General features: G+C 47.4%; 12 protein-coding genes. 4 read left to right on the top strand and 8 right to left on the bottom strand.

The genetic code is table 11. The features are described 5' to 3' along the window. Nucleotide 1: 1 nt before the first annotated feature. Together CVV44_04895 and CVV44_04890 are read right to left on the bottom strand one after the other, a co-directional pair. Entirely contained in the window at nucleotides 2–1,027 is a 1,026-nt protein-coding gene (locus CVV44_04895; protein ID PKL39563.1) for a galactose-1-epimerase, read from the bottom strand. 137 nt (nucleotides 1,028–1,164) lie between these two features. After that, nucleotides 1,165–2,532 carry a hypothetical protein gene (locus CVV44_04890; GenBank protein PKL39562.1) on the bottom strand — a complete coding sequence of 456 codons (1,368 nt, stop codon included), beginning with the start codon at nucleotides 2,530–2,532 and terminating at the stop codon, nucleotides 1,165–1,167. A gap of 163 nt (nucleotides 2,533–2,695) precedes the next feature. On the opposite strand from CVV44_04890, the gene CVV44_04885 reads away from it, so the two are divergent. Continuing rightward, nucleotides 2,696–3,343 carry a hypothetical protein gene (locus CVV44_04885; GenBank protein ID PKL39561.1) on the top strand — a complete coding sequence of 216 codons (648 nt, stop codon included), beginning with the start codon at nucleotides 2,696–2,698 and terminating at the stop codon, nucleotides 3,341–3,343. On the opposite strand, the gene CVV44_04880 is transcribed toward CVV44_04885, so the two are convergent. Together CVV44_04880 and CVV44_04875 are read right to left on the bottom strand one after the other, a co-directional pair. Continuing rightward, nucleotides 3,333–4,379 carry a histidinol-phosphate transaminase gene (locus tag CVV44_04880; protein ID PKL39560.1) on the bottom strand — a complete coding sequence of 349 codons (1,047 nt, stop codon included), beginning with the start codon at nucleotides 4,377–4,379 and terminating at the stop codon, nucleotides 3,333–3,335. The genes CVV44_04885 and CVV44_04880 overlap by 11 nt on opposite strands. Before the next feature lie 249 nt (nucleotides 4,380–4,628). Continuing rightward, nucleotides 4,629–5,543 carry a dihydroorotate dehydrogenase gene (locus CVV44_04875; protein PKL40118.1) on the bottom strand — a complete coding sequence of 305 codons (915 nt, stop codon included), beginning with the start codon at nucleotides 5,541–5,543 and terminating at the stop codon, nucleotides 4,629–4,631. Nucleotides 5,544–5,706: 163 nt separating this feature from the next. Between CVV44_04875 and CVV44_04870 the strand changes: the two genes are divergently transcribed. Both CVV44_04870 and CVV44_04865 read left to right on the top strand, forming a co-directional pair. Further along, entirely contained in the window at nucleotides 5,707–6,402 is a 696-nt protein-coding gene (locus CVV44_04870) for a hypothetical protein (protein PKL39559.1), read from the top strand. 50 nt (nucleotides 6,403–6,452) lie between these two features. After that, on the top strand, nucleotides 6,453–7,496 hold the full coding sequence (locus CVV44_04865; protein PKL39558.1) for a hypothetical protein: 1,044 nt from the start codon (nucleotides 6,453–6,455) through the stop codon (nucleotides 7,494–7,496). A 30-nt stretch (nucleotides 7,497–7,526) separates the two neighbouring features. Here the strand turns inward: CVV44_04865 and CVV44_04860 are convergent, their stop codons facing one another. Beyond that, a complete protein-coding gene (locus CVV44_04860) occupies nucleotides 7,527–11,837 on the bottom strand; it encodes a hypothetical protein (protein ID PKL39557.1) in 4,311 nt (1,436 codons plus the stop codon). Between the two features lie 819 nt (nucleotides 11,838–12,656). On the opposite strand from CVV44_04860, the gene CVV44_04855 reads away from it, so the two are divergent. After that, entirely contained in the window at nucleotides 12,657–14,642 is a 1,986-nt protein-coding gene (locus tag CVV44_04855) for a hypothetical protein (GenBank protein ID PKL39556.1), read from the top strand. A 262-nt stretch (nucleotides 14,643–14,904) separates the two neighbouring features. Here the strand turns inward: CVV44_04855 and CVV44_04850 are convergent, their stop codons facing one another. From CVV44_04850 to CVV44_04840, 3 genes are all read right to left on the bottom strand, one after another. After that, nucleotides 14,905–15,357, bottom strand: a complete 453-nt coding sequence (locus CVV44_04850; protein PKL40117.1) for an HD family phosphohydrolase — start codon at nucleotides 15,355–15,357, stop codon at nucleotides 14,905–14,907. 102 nt (nucleotides 15,358–15,459) lie between these two features. After that, entirely contained in the window at nucleotides 15,460–16,194 is a 735-nt protein-coding gene (locus CVV44_04845; protein ID PKL39555.1) for a hypothetical protein, read from the bottom strand. A 9-nt stretch (nucleotides 16,195–16,203) separates the two neighbouring features. After that, complete coding sequence (locus CVV44_04840) at nucleotides 16,204–16,791, bottom strand: hypothetical protein (GenBank protein ID PKL39554.1); 588 nt, start codon at nucleotides 16,789–16,791, stop codon at nucleotides 16,204–16,206. Nucleotides 16,792–17,055 lie beyond the last annotated feature (264 nt).

Below are 17,055 nucleotides of genomic sequence, written 5' to 3'. Positions count from 1 at the left end.
GCTAAGGTTTCACGGAAAAGCAATAGACTGTCGCATGACTGTATTCCTCGCCGGGCAGCAATATGGACGAGGGAAATTCGGGCCTGTTCGGGGAGTCGGGAAAGTATTGCGTTTCAAGACAGAAGCCGGCATGCTTATTGTAAATGGTTCCTTTCTTTCCCGTGATGCTTCCATCGAGGAAATTGCCCGTATAAAACTGCAGGCCCGGCATTGTGGTATATAATTCCATGCAGCGGCCGCTCACCGGTTCAACAACCTCGGCTGCGAATTGCATTTTCCGGTCCCACGAGTTAAGAACATAGTTGTGGTCGTATCCGCCTTTTACGCCGTTCAGATCTTTCCCGATCGCCTTTAAAACAGTAAAATCCATGGCCGTACCCCTGACGGGGATTAGATGTCCCGTGGGAATCAGGCTTTCATCGGTCGCAGTGTATGCATCGGCATTGATCAATATCTTGTGAAAAAGAACCGTATCCCGGCCGGCGGTTAAATTGAAGTAGCTGTGATTGGTGAGATTGACCGGCGTGGCAGCGTCGGTTGTAGCGCAATAGTGCAGGGAGAGCCTGTTGTCTTCCGTGAGTTCATAGGTGACATTCACTTCAAGGTTTCCCGGGTATCCCTCTTCGCCGTTAAGGCTTTGGCAGGATAGCTGCAGCAAATGTTCATCATGGCGCTCCACGGTCCATGTTTTCCTGTCGAATCCGCGCAGACCCCCGTGAAGATGATTAATGCCGTTGTCGTTGGCGGCAAGGCGGTATATCTTTCCGCCGAGTGTAAAGGAGGCGCCGCCAATCCGGTTGGCATGGCGTCCAACCATGGCGCCGAAGTAGGGATGCACGCCGTAATACTCCTCCACCGCATCAAAACCGAGCACGATATCTTCGATGACACCGTGACGGTCCGGTACCGAGAGGGATGTAATTGTTCCGCCGTAATTGGTGATTGCAACGGACATATTGTTTTTGTTGGACAGGGTGCAGAGATACACATCCTCTCCGTGAGGACATTTACCGCGGTATTCTTTCATTGTGTTTTCAATTATCCTCTAGGCTCACATGCTGATTCAGGCTCTGAAACCGGCCCCGGGCGGATATGCTCAATCCTTGCATTTATTGATACTCGCCCCTCCCTCGGGGGCATATGCTCTGTCATATTGGAAAAGAATCAATACAGGGTATATTTCTTTCTTTTTTTGAGGAATTTCTTTTGTCGTTTCTTTATGGAAGCCTGGAATTCCCCGAAGCTCTTTCCTTCGTTTATGGATGTTCTGAAGGTATCGGTTCCGGCCAGGGTGTCTACACTGTACCAGACCTTGTGTTTTTCCCATTTCGCATAACGATAATTTTTCAGGATATACTGAATTATCCTGTAGGAAACTTCCGTGGGGCTGAAGACACCGCCGGTGTAAAGGATGTGGGCGCCGCCGCATTTTTGTCCTCGATATTTGCTGAATGTGGGCTCAAAGTAAATGGGCCTGAATCGGAAATTTTTAAGGCCCAGGCCGTTAAGGTCACGGCAGAATGTAGCCGCGTCTATCCAGGGGGCGCCGATATACTGGAATGGCTTGGTGGTCCCCCTGCCAAGGGAAATGTTTATTCCTTCCATGAGAACCATGCCTGAGTAGATTATGGCCGATTCATACGTGGGCAGATTGGGCGAGGGCGGTATCCAGGGAAGGCCCGTATTATGATAAAACATACGGCGGTCATAGCCCTGCATGGGAATGACACGGAGCTTGATTTTCTTTCCCGTTTCGCCGCGGTAATAGAGGGCCGCTTCTCCCATGGTCATGTTGTATATAAAGGGGGCCGGGAAGGAACTGACGAAACGGGTGAAAAATTTATTGTCGAGCATGGCCCCGTCAATGCCCAGGTAGCCTATGGGATCGGGGCGGTCCAGTACAATGAGTTCCTTGTCCGTATCGTGCAGGTCGTCCATGACGAACTTCAGGTCCGAAACATAGGTGTAGCAGCGCATGCCCATATCCTGGATATCAAAGATGACTATATCGGCCTTTCCGGCCAGGAAACGGACCTGACCCTGTTCCAGTTTATGCATGTTGTAGATGACGGCGCCGTGCGTATCGTCGCCGTTATACAGCCTTTTATCATACTCGTTTTCGTATCCGTAAATGCCGTGTTCCGGGGCCATGACCATATAGATGATGATACCCTTTTCCCGGAGGAGGTTTATATTTGACTGCAGGTCGCGGTTTACCCCGGAATGATTGGTGATGAGGAGACAGTTTTTTCCCTTGTATTTTTTCGCATGCTTTTTTAGAAATACCTCCAGTCCCGTCTTCACATATGAAGGAGTAACGGGGAGGTAGTAGTCGGCTTTTGAGGCGCAGGATAAACAGGATAAAATAGAAATAATTGCCGGGAATATAAGTATTCGTATCAATGTTCCGTGTTTTTGAATTATTTTACTTTTCATGTTACTTATTTTCGGTCTATTTTCCATATTAGTTAAATCCCGGGAATCGGGAGGGCTCTGACCCCGGTCCCCGGCGAAGACACTCATTATGCTCATTTATCGATTGTCACCACCCCCTTGAGGGGGTTTAAACCGAAGCTCTGACCCCCCGGAAACCAAGTCTTATATCTCAGGGGTAATTTCGTGCTTTAATTTATACCGATTTTATACGATAATTATATTGAAAAGTGTTATCATGCAAACGAGGTATGTAATCGCCATGAACTCCAGAATTGTCAAATTTTTTATCATCATAATCATTCTGTTTCTTTCCACCTGTGGTTCCCGTTCAGTCAAGGATCCTGACAGGCAGAGAGAGGTGAGGGAAAAGGCCATTCTCAATCAATACTCTCAGGAAAAGAATGAAAAGTATGCCGATCTGCTTGTTGACATTCAGCGTTATACCACCAATGGAGCGGCATTTCAGGACCGTTATCATAAATATCTCATTGGCATCGCCGGCGATATCACGGAAAACAAGGGCATGACCATCGGCAAGGGGAGTATCGGTTTCTATTTTGACAAGAAGTCATCAGATCGTGACCGGCTTTACCTGGGACTGGACATTCTGGCCGGGGATATTTCAAATAAACAGTATGACAGGGTCGCCCTGGCCCTCATTCATGAGTACATGGAATCCATTATGGAAACCATGAACTCGTGCAAGACCATCTTCGGTGAAAAAGAAGTCGTGGGAATGGTCATCGGTTTTAAATGGAAGGGCGTCGATTCCGATGAGCAGGTGAATATCTGGATACAGAAAGAGGACGTGCTGAAATACGAAATCAATCAGCTCACCTTTGATGAACTGGTTCAGCGCAGCACCGTTACCAACACCTCGGGGAAAATTATCCGGTTCACACAATAGTCTCCAGGGCCTTGCACAGGGCCTTTATCTCCATCATGGTGCCCACCGATATGCGGATATATTCGGACAGGACATCTCCTTTGAAGTGGCGCACGAGTATCTTTTGTTCCTTCAGGGCCTCGTATATCTCCGTGGCCGAAACACCGGGATGTTTTGTAAAGATGAAATTGGCTCTGGAAGGAATCGAGGTGAATCCCAGCCCTTCGAGGCGCTCTTCCAGGTACTCCTTGTTGTTTCTCATCATCTCTATGTTGTAATTGAATGCTTTGGTGTCTTTAAGTGCCGCGCCCGCGCCCGCAAGGGCAAGCATATCCACGTTATACGAATCCTTTATCTTCACCAGCCCCCGTATAATGTCGGCATTGGCCAGGGCCATGCCCACGCGGAGTCCTGCCAGGGAGTAGGATTTTGAAAAGGAGCGGGTGACAATGAGGTTGTCGTATTTTTGTATAAGCGCGAGCGAAGATCCGCCGTAGAAATCGATGTATGCCTCATCAACGACCAGCAGTCCTTTGAACCTGGAACAGAAACGGTCGATCTCCTCGACGGAACAATAGGTCGCCGTGGGATTATTGGGATTGGCGATGATCACCAGGTCATAGGCTTTTTTCAGAAAGAGATTCAGGTCGTAGGAGAAATCCTTTTTGAGGGGCACCGTTTCAAAGGCGATACCGTTTCCCTGGGCAAGAGTGTTATACAGAGAGTAGGAAGGATAGGGGAACGCAGCGGTCCCGTTTTTTTCGATGAAGCCTCTGAAAATGAGCGTGAAAATTTCATCAGACCCGTTTCCTATGAAGACATTGTCGGCGCTGATGCCGTTCTCCGCAGCAAAGAGTCCCCTTACCGTATTGCCCGTGGGATTGGGATAACGGCGCAGATTGTCATTGACGGCGTTCCTTATGGCCTCCAGGACTGATTTTGAAGGAGGGAAAGGATTTTCATTGGTGTTGAGTTTTATGTACTGATCGAGATTTTCCGGCTGCTCGCCGGGAACGTACTCGTCCATTTTTTGCAGTGTGCTGTTCCAGTATTTCATGTGTTTCTCCGGAAAAGAATAATTTTTTAAAATATAATATTGTATAATATACTTAAAGAAGCATAGAGGCCGACCCCGGCGAATAAATCTGCTAATATATATCAATATGCAGTCGCCACCCCCACAAGGGGTTTAATAATTGGCTGTTTTTTATAAATATCAATAAAAAGTTTTAATTCTAAGCCCCCTCCGGGGGCGGCGACGACCGGTTTATTCCCAAATAATTAATTTATACGCCGGGGGCGAAAATCAACGGTGCGCCTTTCCGATGATCGCCGCAATATCGGTGATTTTCTCATTCTGCATATATGATTCAAGCTCATCAATGAGTCTCACCGAGATGTCGGGATCCACCATGTTCATGGTGCCCACGGAAATCGCAGCGGCCCCGGCCATCATGAATTCCAGCATGTCTTCCAGTGAGGCGATGCCTCCCAGGCCGATGACCGGTATGTTCACCTTCTCGCATATCTGGTACACTGTCCTCACAGCCAGGGGGCGTATGGCCGGTCCGCTAAGGCCGGCTACCTTGTTGTTGAAGTGAGGTTTGCCTGTTTTTATGTCGATTTTCATTCCCAGGTAGGTGTTCACTGCCGAAAGGGCGTCAACGCCCACTTCCTGAGCCCGCAGGGCGAACTGGGTGATGTCTGTCACGTTCGGGGAAAGCTTCACGATGAGGACGCATTGCGTGGCTTTCCTCACTTTTTCCAGGAGACGAGTGAAGACCTCCAGGTTCGTACCGAAGGCGATACCGCCCTCCTTAACATTCGGGCACGATACGTTAAGCTCCACGGCATGTATGCCCCCCGTGACCGAAAGGATGCGGCACAGTTCCACGTTTTCATCCTCGGAATGACCCGCCACATTGGGGATGGCCTCGGCATTATTTTTTAACAAAAAAGGGAGCTTTTTATCGAGAAAGGCATCGAGTCCCACATTTTCCAGTCCGATTGAGTTGAGCAGTCCCGATGGAGTTTCCAGGACCCTGTTGCCCCGGTTTCCGATACGGGGTTTCAGGCTCAGGCCCTTGGTGAAGATGGCACCGAGGCGGGATATATCCATGAAACGGGAAAGTTCCTCGCCGTAGCCTGCTGTTCCCGAAGCAACGGTTACGGGGTTTTTGAGGACAAGACTGCCGATTTTAACTGCCGTATTCACCTTCATTTCCTTGTCAATCATGAGTAACCCGGGGTGAAATTATTTTCTTAGCCGGGAAAAGGCGGTAAAGGCCACAGAATATCCTTTTAATAGAAGGGTAAATGGCGCGTCAAGGATTAAAAGTGCTTTTTTTATTGACAGTTATGCGGAGTAATTCACACATATTATTATGCAAAAAAAGGGCACAACATATCTCGCCTTTGATATCGACGGCACCATCTATGATTCAGCTGATATCGTGGTGGACGCCTTCCGAAACGGCATAATTGATGCCGCCCGCAGGCTGGGGCGCGATGACATGCGTATACCCGACCACCGGGAAATTATGGCCCTGGTAGGCCTGCCGGCCCACGAGATATATATCCGGTTTTTCCCCCAGCTCGGGGAAGATGAACTCATGCTGGTGAATGATGCGTGCAACAGCAGTTTCGTGACCATTATAAGCAGGGGGGGAGGGAGGCTCATCGACGGATGTTATGAGGTTCTCGAGGGATTCTGGAAGGAGTCATATAAAATACTTACGGCATCCAACGGCAGGCGCGAGTATATTGAGGCCATCCTGCATACTCATTCTATTCTGAAGTTTTTTTCTTCACCCCTCCTCTACATTAACAATGATATTCCCGATAAGAGCGATATCGTGTCCCTCTACCGAAAGAGGGTAGAAGCCAATGATCTCATCATCATGATAGGTGACCGCGAATCGGACCGCATGGCCGCGAAAAAGAATGATGTTCCCTTTGTAGGCTGCGCCTTCGGTCATGCCGGTGAGAGGGAGATAGCCGGAGAACGCTGGATAGTGCACGGCTTTCGGGATATCCCCGGAGTTGTGCAGGAAATTGAACGGGAATTCTGGATTAAATAATAGTACGGTACGGTCGCGACCGTACCGTACGTGATATATATTCTATATAAATGTGCCGGATCATGAATACAGTTATTAAAACATACCGCCATACTGCACTGATGTACCTTATCATTCTGACAACCATGAATACGGCGTGCCGTGAGAGCATGCATCAGGTGAGCCGGCCGCAGCTGGGCACTATCATCAATCTCACGATAATCGCCGATGATACAACCGCGGCCCGCGCCTCGTCGGCCGCCTTTGATGAGATAGAACGTATCGAGAAACTCATGAGCCCCGTGAGCCGTGAAGGCGACGTGTGGCGGATCAATGCATCGGCCCAGTTTTCTCCCGTCACGGTTTCCGCCGATACCTTTCTGGTCTTTGATGCGGCCCAGGGAGTATCGCGGGAAAGCGGCGGCGCCTTCGATGTCAGCTTCGCTTCCCTGGCACAGCTGTGGAATTATAAAAGCGAACATTTCATTCCGCCACGGGAGGGCGCTGTCAGAAGCATGATGCCTCTTGTGGATTACCGTAATATTATCCTTGATGCCTCAAAGCGGACAATCTTTTTTCGCCGGAGGGGCATGAAGATCGGACTCGGCGGCATTGCCAAGGGCTATGCCGTGCGTCGCGCCATGGAAATTTTAAAGGAAAAGGGCGTGAGGAATGCCATCGTCGAGGAGGGCGGTGATCTTCTGGTTATGGGGAGTAAATACGGAAAACCCTGGGTTACGGGCCTTCGCCATCCCCGTGAGCCGGAACTGCTTATGGCTATTGCCATGCCGGACGGGGAGTCCGTGGCCACGAGCGGTGACTATGAACGCTTCGCCGAGTATAAGGGAAAACGGTATCATCACATTATTGATCCACGGACCGGTTACCCGGCGGAGACATTAGCCTCGGTTTCGGTTCTGTGCAATGACCCCATGCTGGCCGACGTCTGGGCCACGGCCCTGTTTGTTATGGGTCGTGACGCGGCGCTGAAAGTGCTGGAAAAGAAAAAGGATATTTCGGTAATACTCGTGGATAAAGATATGAGTGTTGCTGCTTCCCGGCGGTTAAAAGAGAATATCACCCTTTTTGTGAAGGGTGATATATGTTGGATATGACTATGCTTTTGTAAAAATGTTTGTTTTGTATTAAGGCCTGTTCAGAGTATAGTAGTAGATATCAGCTTGAGCATTGCGGTAATCCAGCCACAGATACAGGGCGCCATAGGGGGTGCCTCCATCGTTGAAATAGAGTGGGCGTATCCACGCTTCGTCATTGTCATCGGTGCTTAGGGCATTGAGGAACAGGCCGGTATAGTCTCCGGAAACCGTATCATTGTCTTGTTCCGGCGTAAGTGTTGTATCGAAGGTCTGAGTGAAGGCAGTCAGGCCCATGTTGGTGTAATAACGGTCGTCGATCCAGGACACTATCGCACCGCCGTTTTCATCGCCGGTTATGGAAAGTGAGAGTATGTAATAAACAGGAGTATAAGGGTCACCGGTGCCCACTTCGATAGTGTAACTGTTTGAAACAGTGCCTGATCCGGCAACCAGTTTTGTCATCACAATATCGTTGCTGCCGTCGACATAGGTGATGATAGCATCCCCCGAAGGACATACAGTCAATACTGTGTCACTTCCTGCAAGAGTTACCGCGCCGCCCCAGGCGGAAGCCGTTGGAACAGATAACCGATCAACTCCCCAATTGCCGCCATTCTGATAGAGAAGATAAATGCCGTTATTATTATCGCTTATTACATCAAGAATAGTTCCGGCTATCGAGTATGTGCCGCTCAGATTATTCCCTGCTCCATCAATTGTCCGGACATAGATTGTTCCGGCATTTTGATATGCAATGAAACTGCTTCCCAGTCCATCGCTGATTATATGAGGATTTGTTCCGGCTGCGGCTATGGTAAGTTCGTCATTTGTATTGTCTCCGTCGTTGTCCTGGTCAAAGAGTGAACCATCCCTAAGATTTACCAGTGTTGCGTAGATGCCCCCTCCTGTTTGATAGGCAAAGAGTACCCGTGGCTGGGCGATGTAATAGCTGTCGCCGCTGTTCATGATAGCACTGTTCAGGATCAGCTGCGTACCAGTATTTATCGTTACTACTACAGCGTCATCACCTGTAGTAGTATTATGCACAATGTCTCCCGGTGTTACCGGGGCGTTGGCCGAAGTGAAGGCTGCGCTGGTGTCGGTGAGGGTCGCTCCAGTGCCGGTATTAACGCCCGTTTCAATTACGGGAATGTCGCTTCTAATTATGATGTAATCTTCCCCGGTATCGAAGATGTCCTTGTTAAGTTCGACTTCATTGTCGATGCTGGAATCAGTAGCCGCAACAGCATAACGGTTGTCCGTCAGATTGTATATGATGTCTCCTTTTTTGACTTCATCGGTTGCAGTGGCAAAAGTTCCGTTGGTATCGATGAGGGTGTTCAGGGCATCGCCGGTGGATGTTCCTATCTGGGTAATATTGACATATTCAGCCGGATCGATGAAGCGAAGGAGATAATAGGAATCTCCGTCGTTCATAATATTGTCATCCATACCTATGGCTCTGGCCCGCATAGTAAATCCGATACTGTCCACCAGGCTCACCGCGGTGGAGCCAGCCGTAACATTGACCGCCACGTCATTATCCTGGACAGGTATGGCCGTGAAGTTGGCATCATCATCATAGAGAGGGTTGGTGGGCTCTGCATCTGCGGTACCACTGACCAGGGTGTTATAAATAGTGAATGTTGAAAGATTTGCGTTAATATCGCTGTCAACGGTAATCTCGTAGTAGCTGGTAAACATGGTTGCCCCAAAGTGGGTGTCGCAATATCTGCCGGTATGTATCTGGTAATTTTGTCCGCTGGCCGTGAAGAATCCCGTAGTAGCAGCGTCAATTTCTGTTTCCGAAGCGATGGAGTCAATAAACGCATAGGATGTGAGACTAATGTTTTCAATAATATCTCCCGAAGCAACTGTTCCGTCAGTAATAAATGTTGCTGCTGCATCATAGAGCCGGCTTGTTGGGAAAGCCCCTGTATTGCCGGAGCTTATTGCTGCGGCGCTGGTTTGATAGATGAAATAGGTATTATTGGTTCCTCCTATGCTTGACTCCATTATTGCGGCCGTAAGAGTAAGCTGGGTTTCATTGTCAACCGTATCAACATAAGCATAATCATCATCATTTGCCAGGGTGTTACCGTTACTGTCACGTACAAGATCACCTACTCCGACCCCACCGCCAGTAATGGCAGGTGTACCACTCTGGAAATCCGTCCCGTCATCAACCTGACTTTCCTCAAACCAGCTGTTATTGGAAATGCCGCTTCTGATCTCAGGATATATTGTGTAGGGTTGTCCCGTTGCGGTGAATATCTGATCGGAAAGTTCAAGTTCAGTGGCGGAAACAACAGCTGTAACCGTAGCATAATCGGTGAGGTCCGTTCGTATAACAAGATCACCCGCGGCAACACCATCTGTTATAAAATCCGCCAGTGCGTCCTTCAGGAGCGTTGGGTTGAAAGCGTCATTGCTGTTGCCGGTATATTCAGTGGTGTTGGCGGTTGCGAAGTCAATTTCCGTAACAGCGCTGATTATCCTGTAAATAGATGTGCCGTCATAAAGGATATCACCGGCGTCCACCTGCCATGTCCCCTTGTCAGGATTGTATCCATGGGCTGTATATACATTAACTTCCACAGGGAGTCCGGCTGTCGGATTTGCATCGTCACGGTATAATGTGGCGGGATTGCCCATATTGTTGATAAGGTGGTCAATGGCGCTGACTAATGGATCAGTAGTGCTGATGTCTCCGATGGCGTAATTGTTTGTTGCGCTTATGATCGATGAAGACTGGCCGCTGACATGACGGAAGTTTGTCGATGGGGTTGCAGTTACGATGCCATGGGTGCCTGTGTTTATCAGTAAATCGCTGGCGGTGATGCCGGTCATTAAATCCGAATCGAAATCATAAAAGGGATTTGCCGGAATATCCATCTCAATATCGCCCGAAGTGAGGGGTGTAATGAAATCTCCATCGGCGTTGTTGTTGCCCAGCCCTCCCCATACCACGGCCATACTCACATTTGTTCCGGTTCCGATGCTGTTGCCCGCCGAGGCGGCTGAGTTACCCCATGCGGTGGCGCCGCCATGCCATATATCGGCGTATTCTATAGTCCCGGCGTTGTCAGAGACCATTTTAGCGCGGATATTATTGGATGCGTCATTCATTGCCACAATCATCGAACCGAAACCGTCACGAATTGCCGTAACGGCCGTGGATGAGCCATTACTGTCGATGACCTCGCCGTCAAGCCCCCATGGGATTGAAGCGTCCGTATCGAAGAAGAAAGCATAGGCATCCAGACCGTTGAGCCAAACAGCATACGACGAACCGTTCGGGGTGCCGCCGTTATCCGTGTTCTGTACAAGGGTAATGCCGCTTTTATTGTTTCCGGTGGTACTCACGGGATCAGATGTATCCGCAGCGCCAAAATCCGTTATAAAAGTGCCTATATAAGTATCGGAAGCTGCTGCTGCGTTTTCAGAATAGACCTGGTAATAGTGTTTTTTCCCCGACGCAAGGCCGGTGAGCGTTACGGCGTGCACGGTGAAGGATTCGGTGCCTGTGGCCCCTTCATCTTCGCTGTTGACATACCCGGTATCCTCTGCATAATTGACCCGTGCGTCCGTGTCCAGTACCGGGGCATTAGTAGTCCATCTGATTATGGCGCTGTTTTCTGTGACATTGGTCACGCGGACGGAAGTTGGATATATCTCAAAGGGGTCAAAGGTCGTCGGTGCCGCTTCAATATCAAAATCCCATGTAACGAGAGTTATGGGTGCCAGAAACGTATCGGTAATGCCTGCGGTGAGTTCAACAGTAATTGTTTCTCCATAGACGGGAGATCCCGATATCGGCAGCTCCCATACAAGACCATCCAGGTTGACATCGGTTGCAACAGCTATACCTTCAAGAGCGCCGCTGGTGCTGCCCGTTATGGTATAATTACCGGAAACGTTCATAACCTCTTTTGAAAAGGCAACATATATTCTGTCTTCGTTTATGCTCACCGTGCTTCCCGGCGCAGGGTACTGTGATCCAGTAATGATGTAGGGATCTTCTGAAGGCTGGCCTGTTGTGGTGGCTGCCACAGTGAAATTGAAAACGGTTGTTGTAGCCGTGGTGGCCATACGGAGATTTTTGCTGCCGTCGAAATTAGTTATACCGGTGCTGAGTGTCACAGTGACGGTCTCGCTATTGGCGAAATTAACAGTAGGGTCAAGGGAATAGACGCTGGAATTCCCGCTGATTCCGGTGAAGACATGAGCTCCCGATGTTGAGCCGTCAATAGTCAGTCTTCCCGTGAGAGTCGTGCTGTCCACAACATCAGAGAAGGAAAGGACAATATTTGCATCATTGCGGGAATTAATTGATGGAAACACCAGTGAAGCGGTCATCTCCGTTGATCCCGGCGGTGTGCTGGGTGTAGTTGTGATAATGTCGTTTACATCTATAGTGGGAGCAATATCCCCACACGATGCTCCAAGCATAATGGATATACAAAAGATTGAACTATATAAAAATTTAACCGATTTAAATATCATGTAAAAAAGCCTCTTATTTTATTCATCACTGTAACAGTATTTTACTTGCTAAATAGCCGTATATTATATATTTTATACAAAGAATCACTCTAAAAGAGCATATCTATTCATGTTAATAGTAATAAAATACTAAAAAAATAGCAACAATATAAAGCGATAATAATGACAAAATTGACCGAAAACCGCCTTCTTGTGCTTGTTTTCTTCTTCACTGCCTTAATTCTGATACCTCAGAGTGGAGTCAAAGGTGCAATAACCGCCATCTCTCTCACGCCGGCAAATCCTACGACTCTTTCAGATGGTCGGGGATATTATCTTGCCGGTAAGACTTATAATTTCAGTGTACAGGTAATTGATCCAGCGGCATCTCCCACTGACTGGTCGGCTGTCAGTGATGTGCGGGTTACGATCAACAATGCAACGAATTTAGTGGCGGCAGTAAGCCTTTCTGGCATATGGCCGGCAGTCCCGACAGTCGCCATTACTTCGCAGACAGGGCCTATAACTCTTTCCACTGTAAACGTTACGGGAACACCACAGAATTTTACGGCAACCCTGGGAATAACCATTTTATGGTCAACAGCTGAGTCTGGTTGGGCAGCTAATCGTTCAGTGGAAGCATCGGCAACTGTTACATCAACGGACACTGACACTCAGAGCGTATCATATGGAGTGGTATCCAGCATCCGCATACTCAATTTCGCACTGAATGATGAAGCTGCCGATGGTTATGTGAATCGTTATCACGGGCCCTTCCAGGTGACCGGTGATGAGATTGTGTATGATATTCCCGGAGCAACTACGGCTGATGCCGTAGCATCCCGTGCCGATTCCGGCGCCGGTGAGATCACCGGTACTACCCTTATTGTCGCACCGGGAGCCGGTAATTATTCTGTGGGCGTCGATGCTGATGAAACTGATGGGCAGACTGTAAATGTGGCAGACTCGGCCTTTAATGTGGCCGGTGTTCCCAATGCTGCAGCAGCGTATACAGTGGTCCTCCGAGCTGCCATGACCACAACAGGCGGGCCCGTGGATACGGCTAATAATCTTTCGATTTACTGCAATGAAATTGAGGTGACGGATATTATTTTCTTTAACGGCGGCGGAGTTGATAATGACCCGGCCAATTATTATCGAAGCCTGCTGGTAAGCGGAACCCAGGTACGCGTCAATGCCAGGCTGCTCGCCGGCGGCGGCGCCATGATAGGCAATACAACAATTGAACTGCGTGACTCCACTCAAAATGTTATAACTATTGTTACCATCCCGAATGGTGCAAATTTCGGGATAGCGGCGCTCAATACAACGGGAATTACCGTAGCAGCCGATGTTACTGATACACATAATCATGAAATTTACAATACCTATGATGGAGCCTTTGGAAGCGCACTCACTTACGGTCAGCACAGGAATAATGCCACATATATCACACAACCTGTCACACACCGAATACACTGGGAAAACGGCGACCCGCCGGGTTTAGCTTCGCCTCCCTTTGACGGGAATGCCCCTGTGGCTAACGGCGCTCTTTTTACTTCATCAACGGCATCGTCCATACGGATAGAATGGAATCCTGTTGATGCTGTTCCTCCAGCGGCGGATGGAGATTTTAACACATACCGGCTGTATTTCCGTGTATATGATATCACCGACACTTCGCCATGGTCCATGATCGACCGCTATACAGCGGCTGTATATAACGCCGGCGGGACCTATGATCTTAGTGACGCCACGACTTCCTTTGCAGACATTACGGGTCTCAGCGCACTTACAACCTATGAATTCATTGTTTCTGCCGCTGATGTCTATGGCAATGAAGTGGCGGTAGCCAACAGACCGAGAAGCGATGGCACGACTATTCTGCATGCACAGACAGCGGCCTCTTCCGTGACAATTACTCTTTCCGATGGTATTACCAGATATACAGATACTTTATTTTCCGATAACGATGGAAGCTCAAAACCAGTTAGACAAAATGCCATACATATTATTGCTTCAATTGAGGGAGATACCTTGCCGACATCCGTTAATGTAATCGCCGCGGGAGATGGATTAAATCAGGGAGTCGAATCTGATGATAATATTTTAAATCTCGTGGATAATGTTACGAGATTTAGTTTTTCCATGAATAAATACGCGCCTAATCAATGGGATGTTTTTATACCGACCACTCATTCATTATTGACCGCTAATACGGGAGTGCGGTTTATATTGGAGATAAATACAACTACGGGGACCAGCTATGTAGATCATAATTCTGAGCTTGATCTTGTAGGTGCAGCCACTCCATGGGATGACAATGAATGGCGTTTCTGGGTCAACACCACCCAGCCCACCTTTCAGCCCTGGCCAACGCGTATCCTGAACAATGTCATAACCAAATCCAATCCTGTAGCCTATCCGGCGTATTATCTCTCGCACGACGCCTATGTGACCATCAAGGTCTATGATATCAAGGGCCGCCCGGTAACGACCTTGCTTGATGGTGCTTTCCGTAAAGGCGGCCAGAACATCAAGGACCAGGGATGGCGCGGCACCAACAAGGCACAGAAGCGTCTCGGTCCCGGCCTGTATTACATACACATTCAGGCCAAGCGTGATGATAACGGTAAAATAATCCTGAACAAAATGGAAAAAGTCGTCATTGCCCGGTGAGCTTGCACTGAAAAATGTAAAAAGTTTCATGGCTGCCATTGTTTCGAAGAGGTATTAAACTGTCTCTGTTTCCATTTTTCGGCAAGGTACTACTGAGGCGGGTCAGAGTATCATTTTTTTAACCCCTTCAAAAGAGTGGCTAGTATTGATAGATAAAAGTACAAAATGAGTATATTCGACGGGGGCTGGGGTCTTAGCCTCACAGAATAAGTGGTTTCCAGGCAGGCTCTGACCCCCTGCTGCAAAAGAATGGCATACTTCGTCACAATTCGGAACACAATTCATGTTTTTCGTTCTTCATTCTCCCCAGATAGTCCTCCCAAGTGACGGCCTTGTCAGCAATGGAAACTATCATTGATTCACGATATCGTGGCGGTATAGGGGTCAGAGGCCACATGTGTCGTTTTATCGCGTCCTTTTCAATGTTGCTCAGAGTAAAATATTTTTGTGCATTACGTAGGGCGATGTAGGGGTGTTTAAACCCGTGAAGACCCGGGCTGTCAATGTGCCAGTCATAGAGGTAAAAATCATGGAGCAGTGCGGCACGAGTAGTGGCGATTTCATCGGCTCTGCCCCCTCGGGCCATTTCAAAGGCCTTAATTGCTACACTGAGACTATGTTCCAGGCATGAAATGGATCCATGATGACGAAAGGATTCCAGAGAAATAAAGAGCTCATGTTCCAGTATTTCTTTAATTTCCGGGATTTTATGCATTTTGTTGAGTATTTCCCGCCGTCTAATTTTTGACCTCATAGATTTTGTTTTTAAGACCATACTATGCTCCGATCCCTCTATCATTATAGCGAGTTTCCACTATCATCTATATCTGCGTTGGTCGAATCTGTCCCGTATTTCGTCAATCTGGCGTCGTGTTTTACGAACGAAGAGGCCGATATCCTGCATATTTACCGCATACAGCTTCACCAATTGACGTTTGGCTCCCAGTAAAGGAGCATGCATTAAAGAGATCCCTACAATCTCATGGATGAATGTATCAAATCGCTCCGACAAGAGATCAAGGAGTTGTCTGTTTACAGTAATTGCTCTGACCCTGAGATCCGATGAATGGAAGACATCAATAGTCAATAATGCCAGGAACGTCATATTTACCATTCTCATAACATCAACTTGCATTAGATTGACAATAGTTGATGAAAGTGGGTAGAGCATGAACTCAAAAACAAAAGAAGCAGCGACCCATGCCAGGGAAAAGGATAGGCAAATATGGCCTCTGAAGTTAAGTAAGTTTTTTCTGTAGTCCCAACAACGTCGTCTGAATACGAGCAGCAATACTTCTCCGGTTACATATTCCAGTACGGTGGTAGCAGTGAAATAGATGATTGCACGTATATACAGGGGCTGGTCCTTGATAAAACTATAGGTGAGAATAATGACAATAGATGCTACCCCATAAAGAGGTACATAGGGACCTTTATTGAAACCGGGATTGATGAAGCGCCGGTTTATTATGGAGCGATACAGGACTTCAAGCAACCACCCTGCAATGGAAAACAGAATAAAATTAAATATCAGTGTGTCAACGGTAATCATGTTCCTTCTCTACTTTTTGTAATTTGTGTTTTTAGTTTTTATAGCAGGAAAAATCCGTTTTATAAGATAATCTAGATCTTGTTCGATGTGCTCCCTCGTGATAGAGTCAAATTTTTCTTTTATTGTTTCTTCAATACCGCGTAGTGTATAAAAAAGAGTATCGATAATATGACCTTTATCCCGCTCGGAAATTCGTGATAAATCCTTGTCTATAATTTTACTTATAAGCTGTTGAAGTTTTCTGTCAAGGTCCTGGCTTAACTGTTTAAGGCTGATTTCATTGATGCGAAGCAGACCATCTGAAAGAAAAGGATTGTTTATAAGAATATTAATTCGCTCTGTTAGGATAACCTTCAGGCGACTCAGGGGGTCTTTTATTGATTGCAGGGAATATTCTATGCCTTTTTCAAATTCTTTTATTTTTTCCTTTAAAAGCTCATTCAGAATACCTTCCTTGCTGCCAAAATTATTATAAATGGTACCCTTGGCAACATGGGCGAGAGATGCAATATCATCCACGGCTGTTTTTTTTATGCCAAAACGATTAAAGAGTTTTTCTGCTGATTCCAGGATTTTCTGCCTTTTTTCTTTGTTCATGATATTTTCAACTTTGACATATTGAACTATTATAGTATAATAGTTCAATTGTTGAGTATTTGTTACAAATAAATTTATTTTTTAATTTAAGCGGAGAAAGTATACTTTTTCAATGGGGCACTGTCCCTCTTATCGTTGGCATAAATAATAACTGTATAATATTAGGGGGCAGAGCCTCTTTCTATAAAAAAATGCTCTGACCCCTTTCTTTTAAACAAATTATATTCAATCCCCACACTGCTCCTTCGTTTTATTAATAAACGA

Source organism: Spirochaetae bacterium HGW-Spirochaetae-1 (genome assembly GCA_002839375.1).
GTDB lineage: Bacteria > Spirochaetota > UBA4802 > UBA4802 > UBA5550 > PGXY01.
This window is presented reverse-complemented; position numbering and strand designations above follow the sequence as displayed.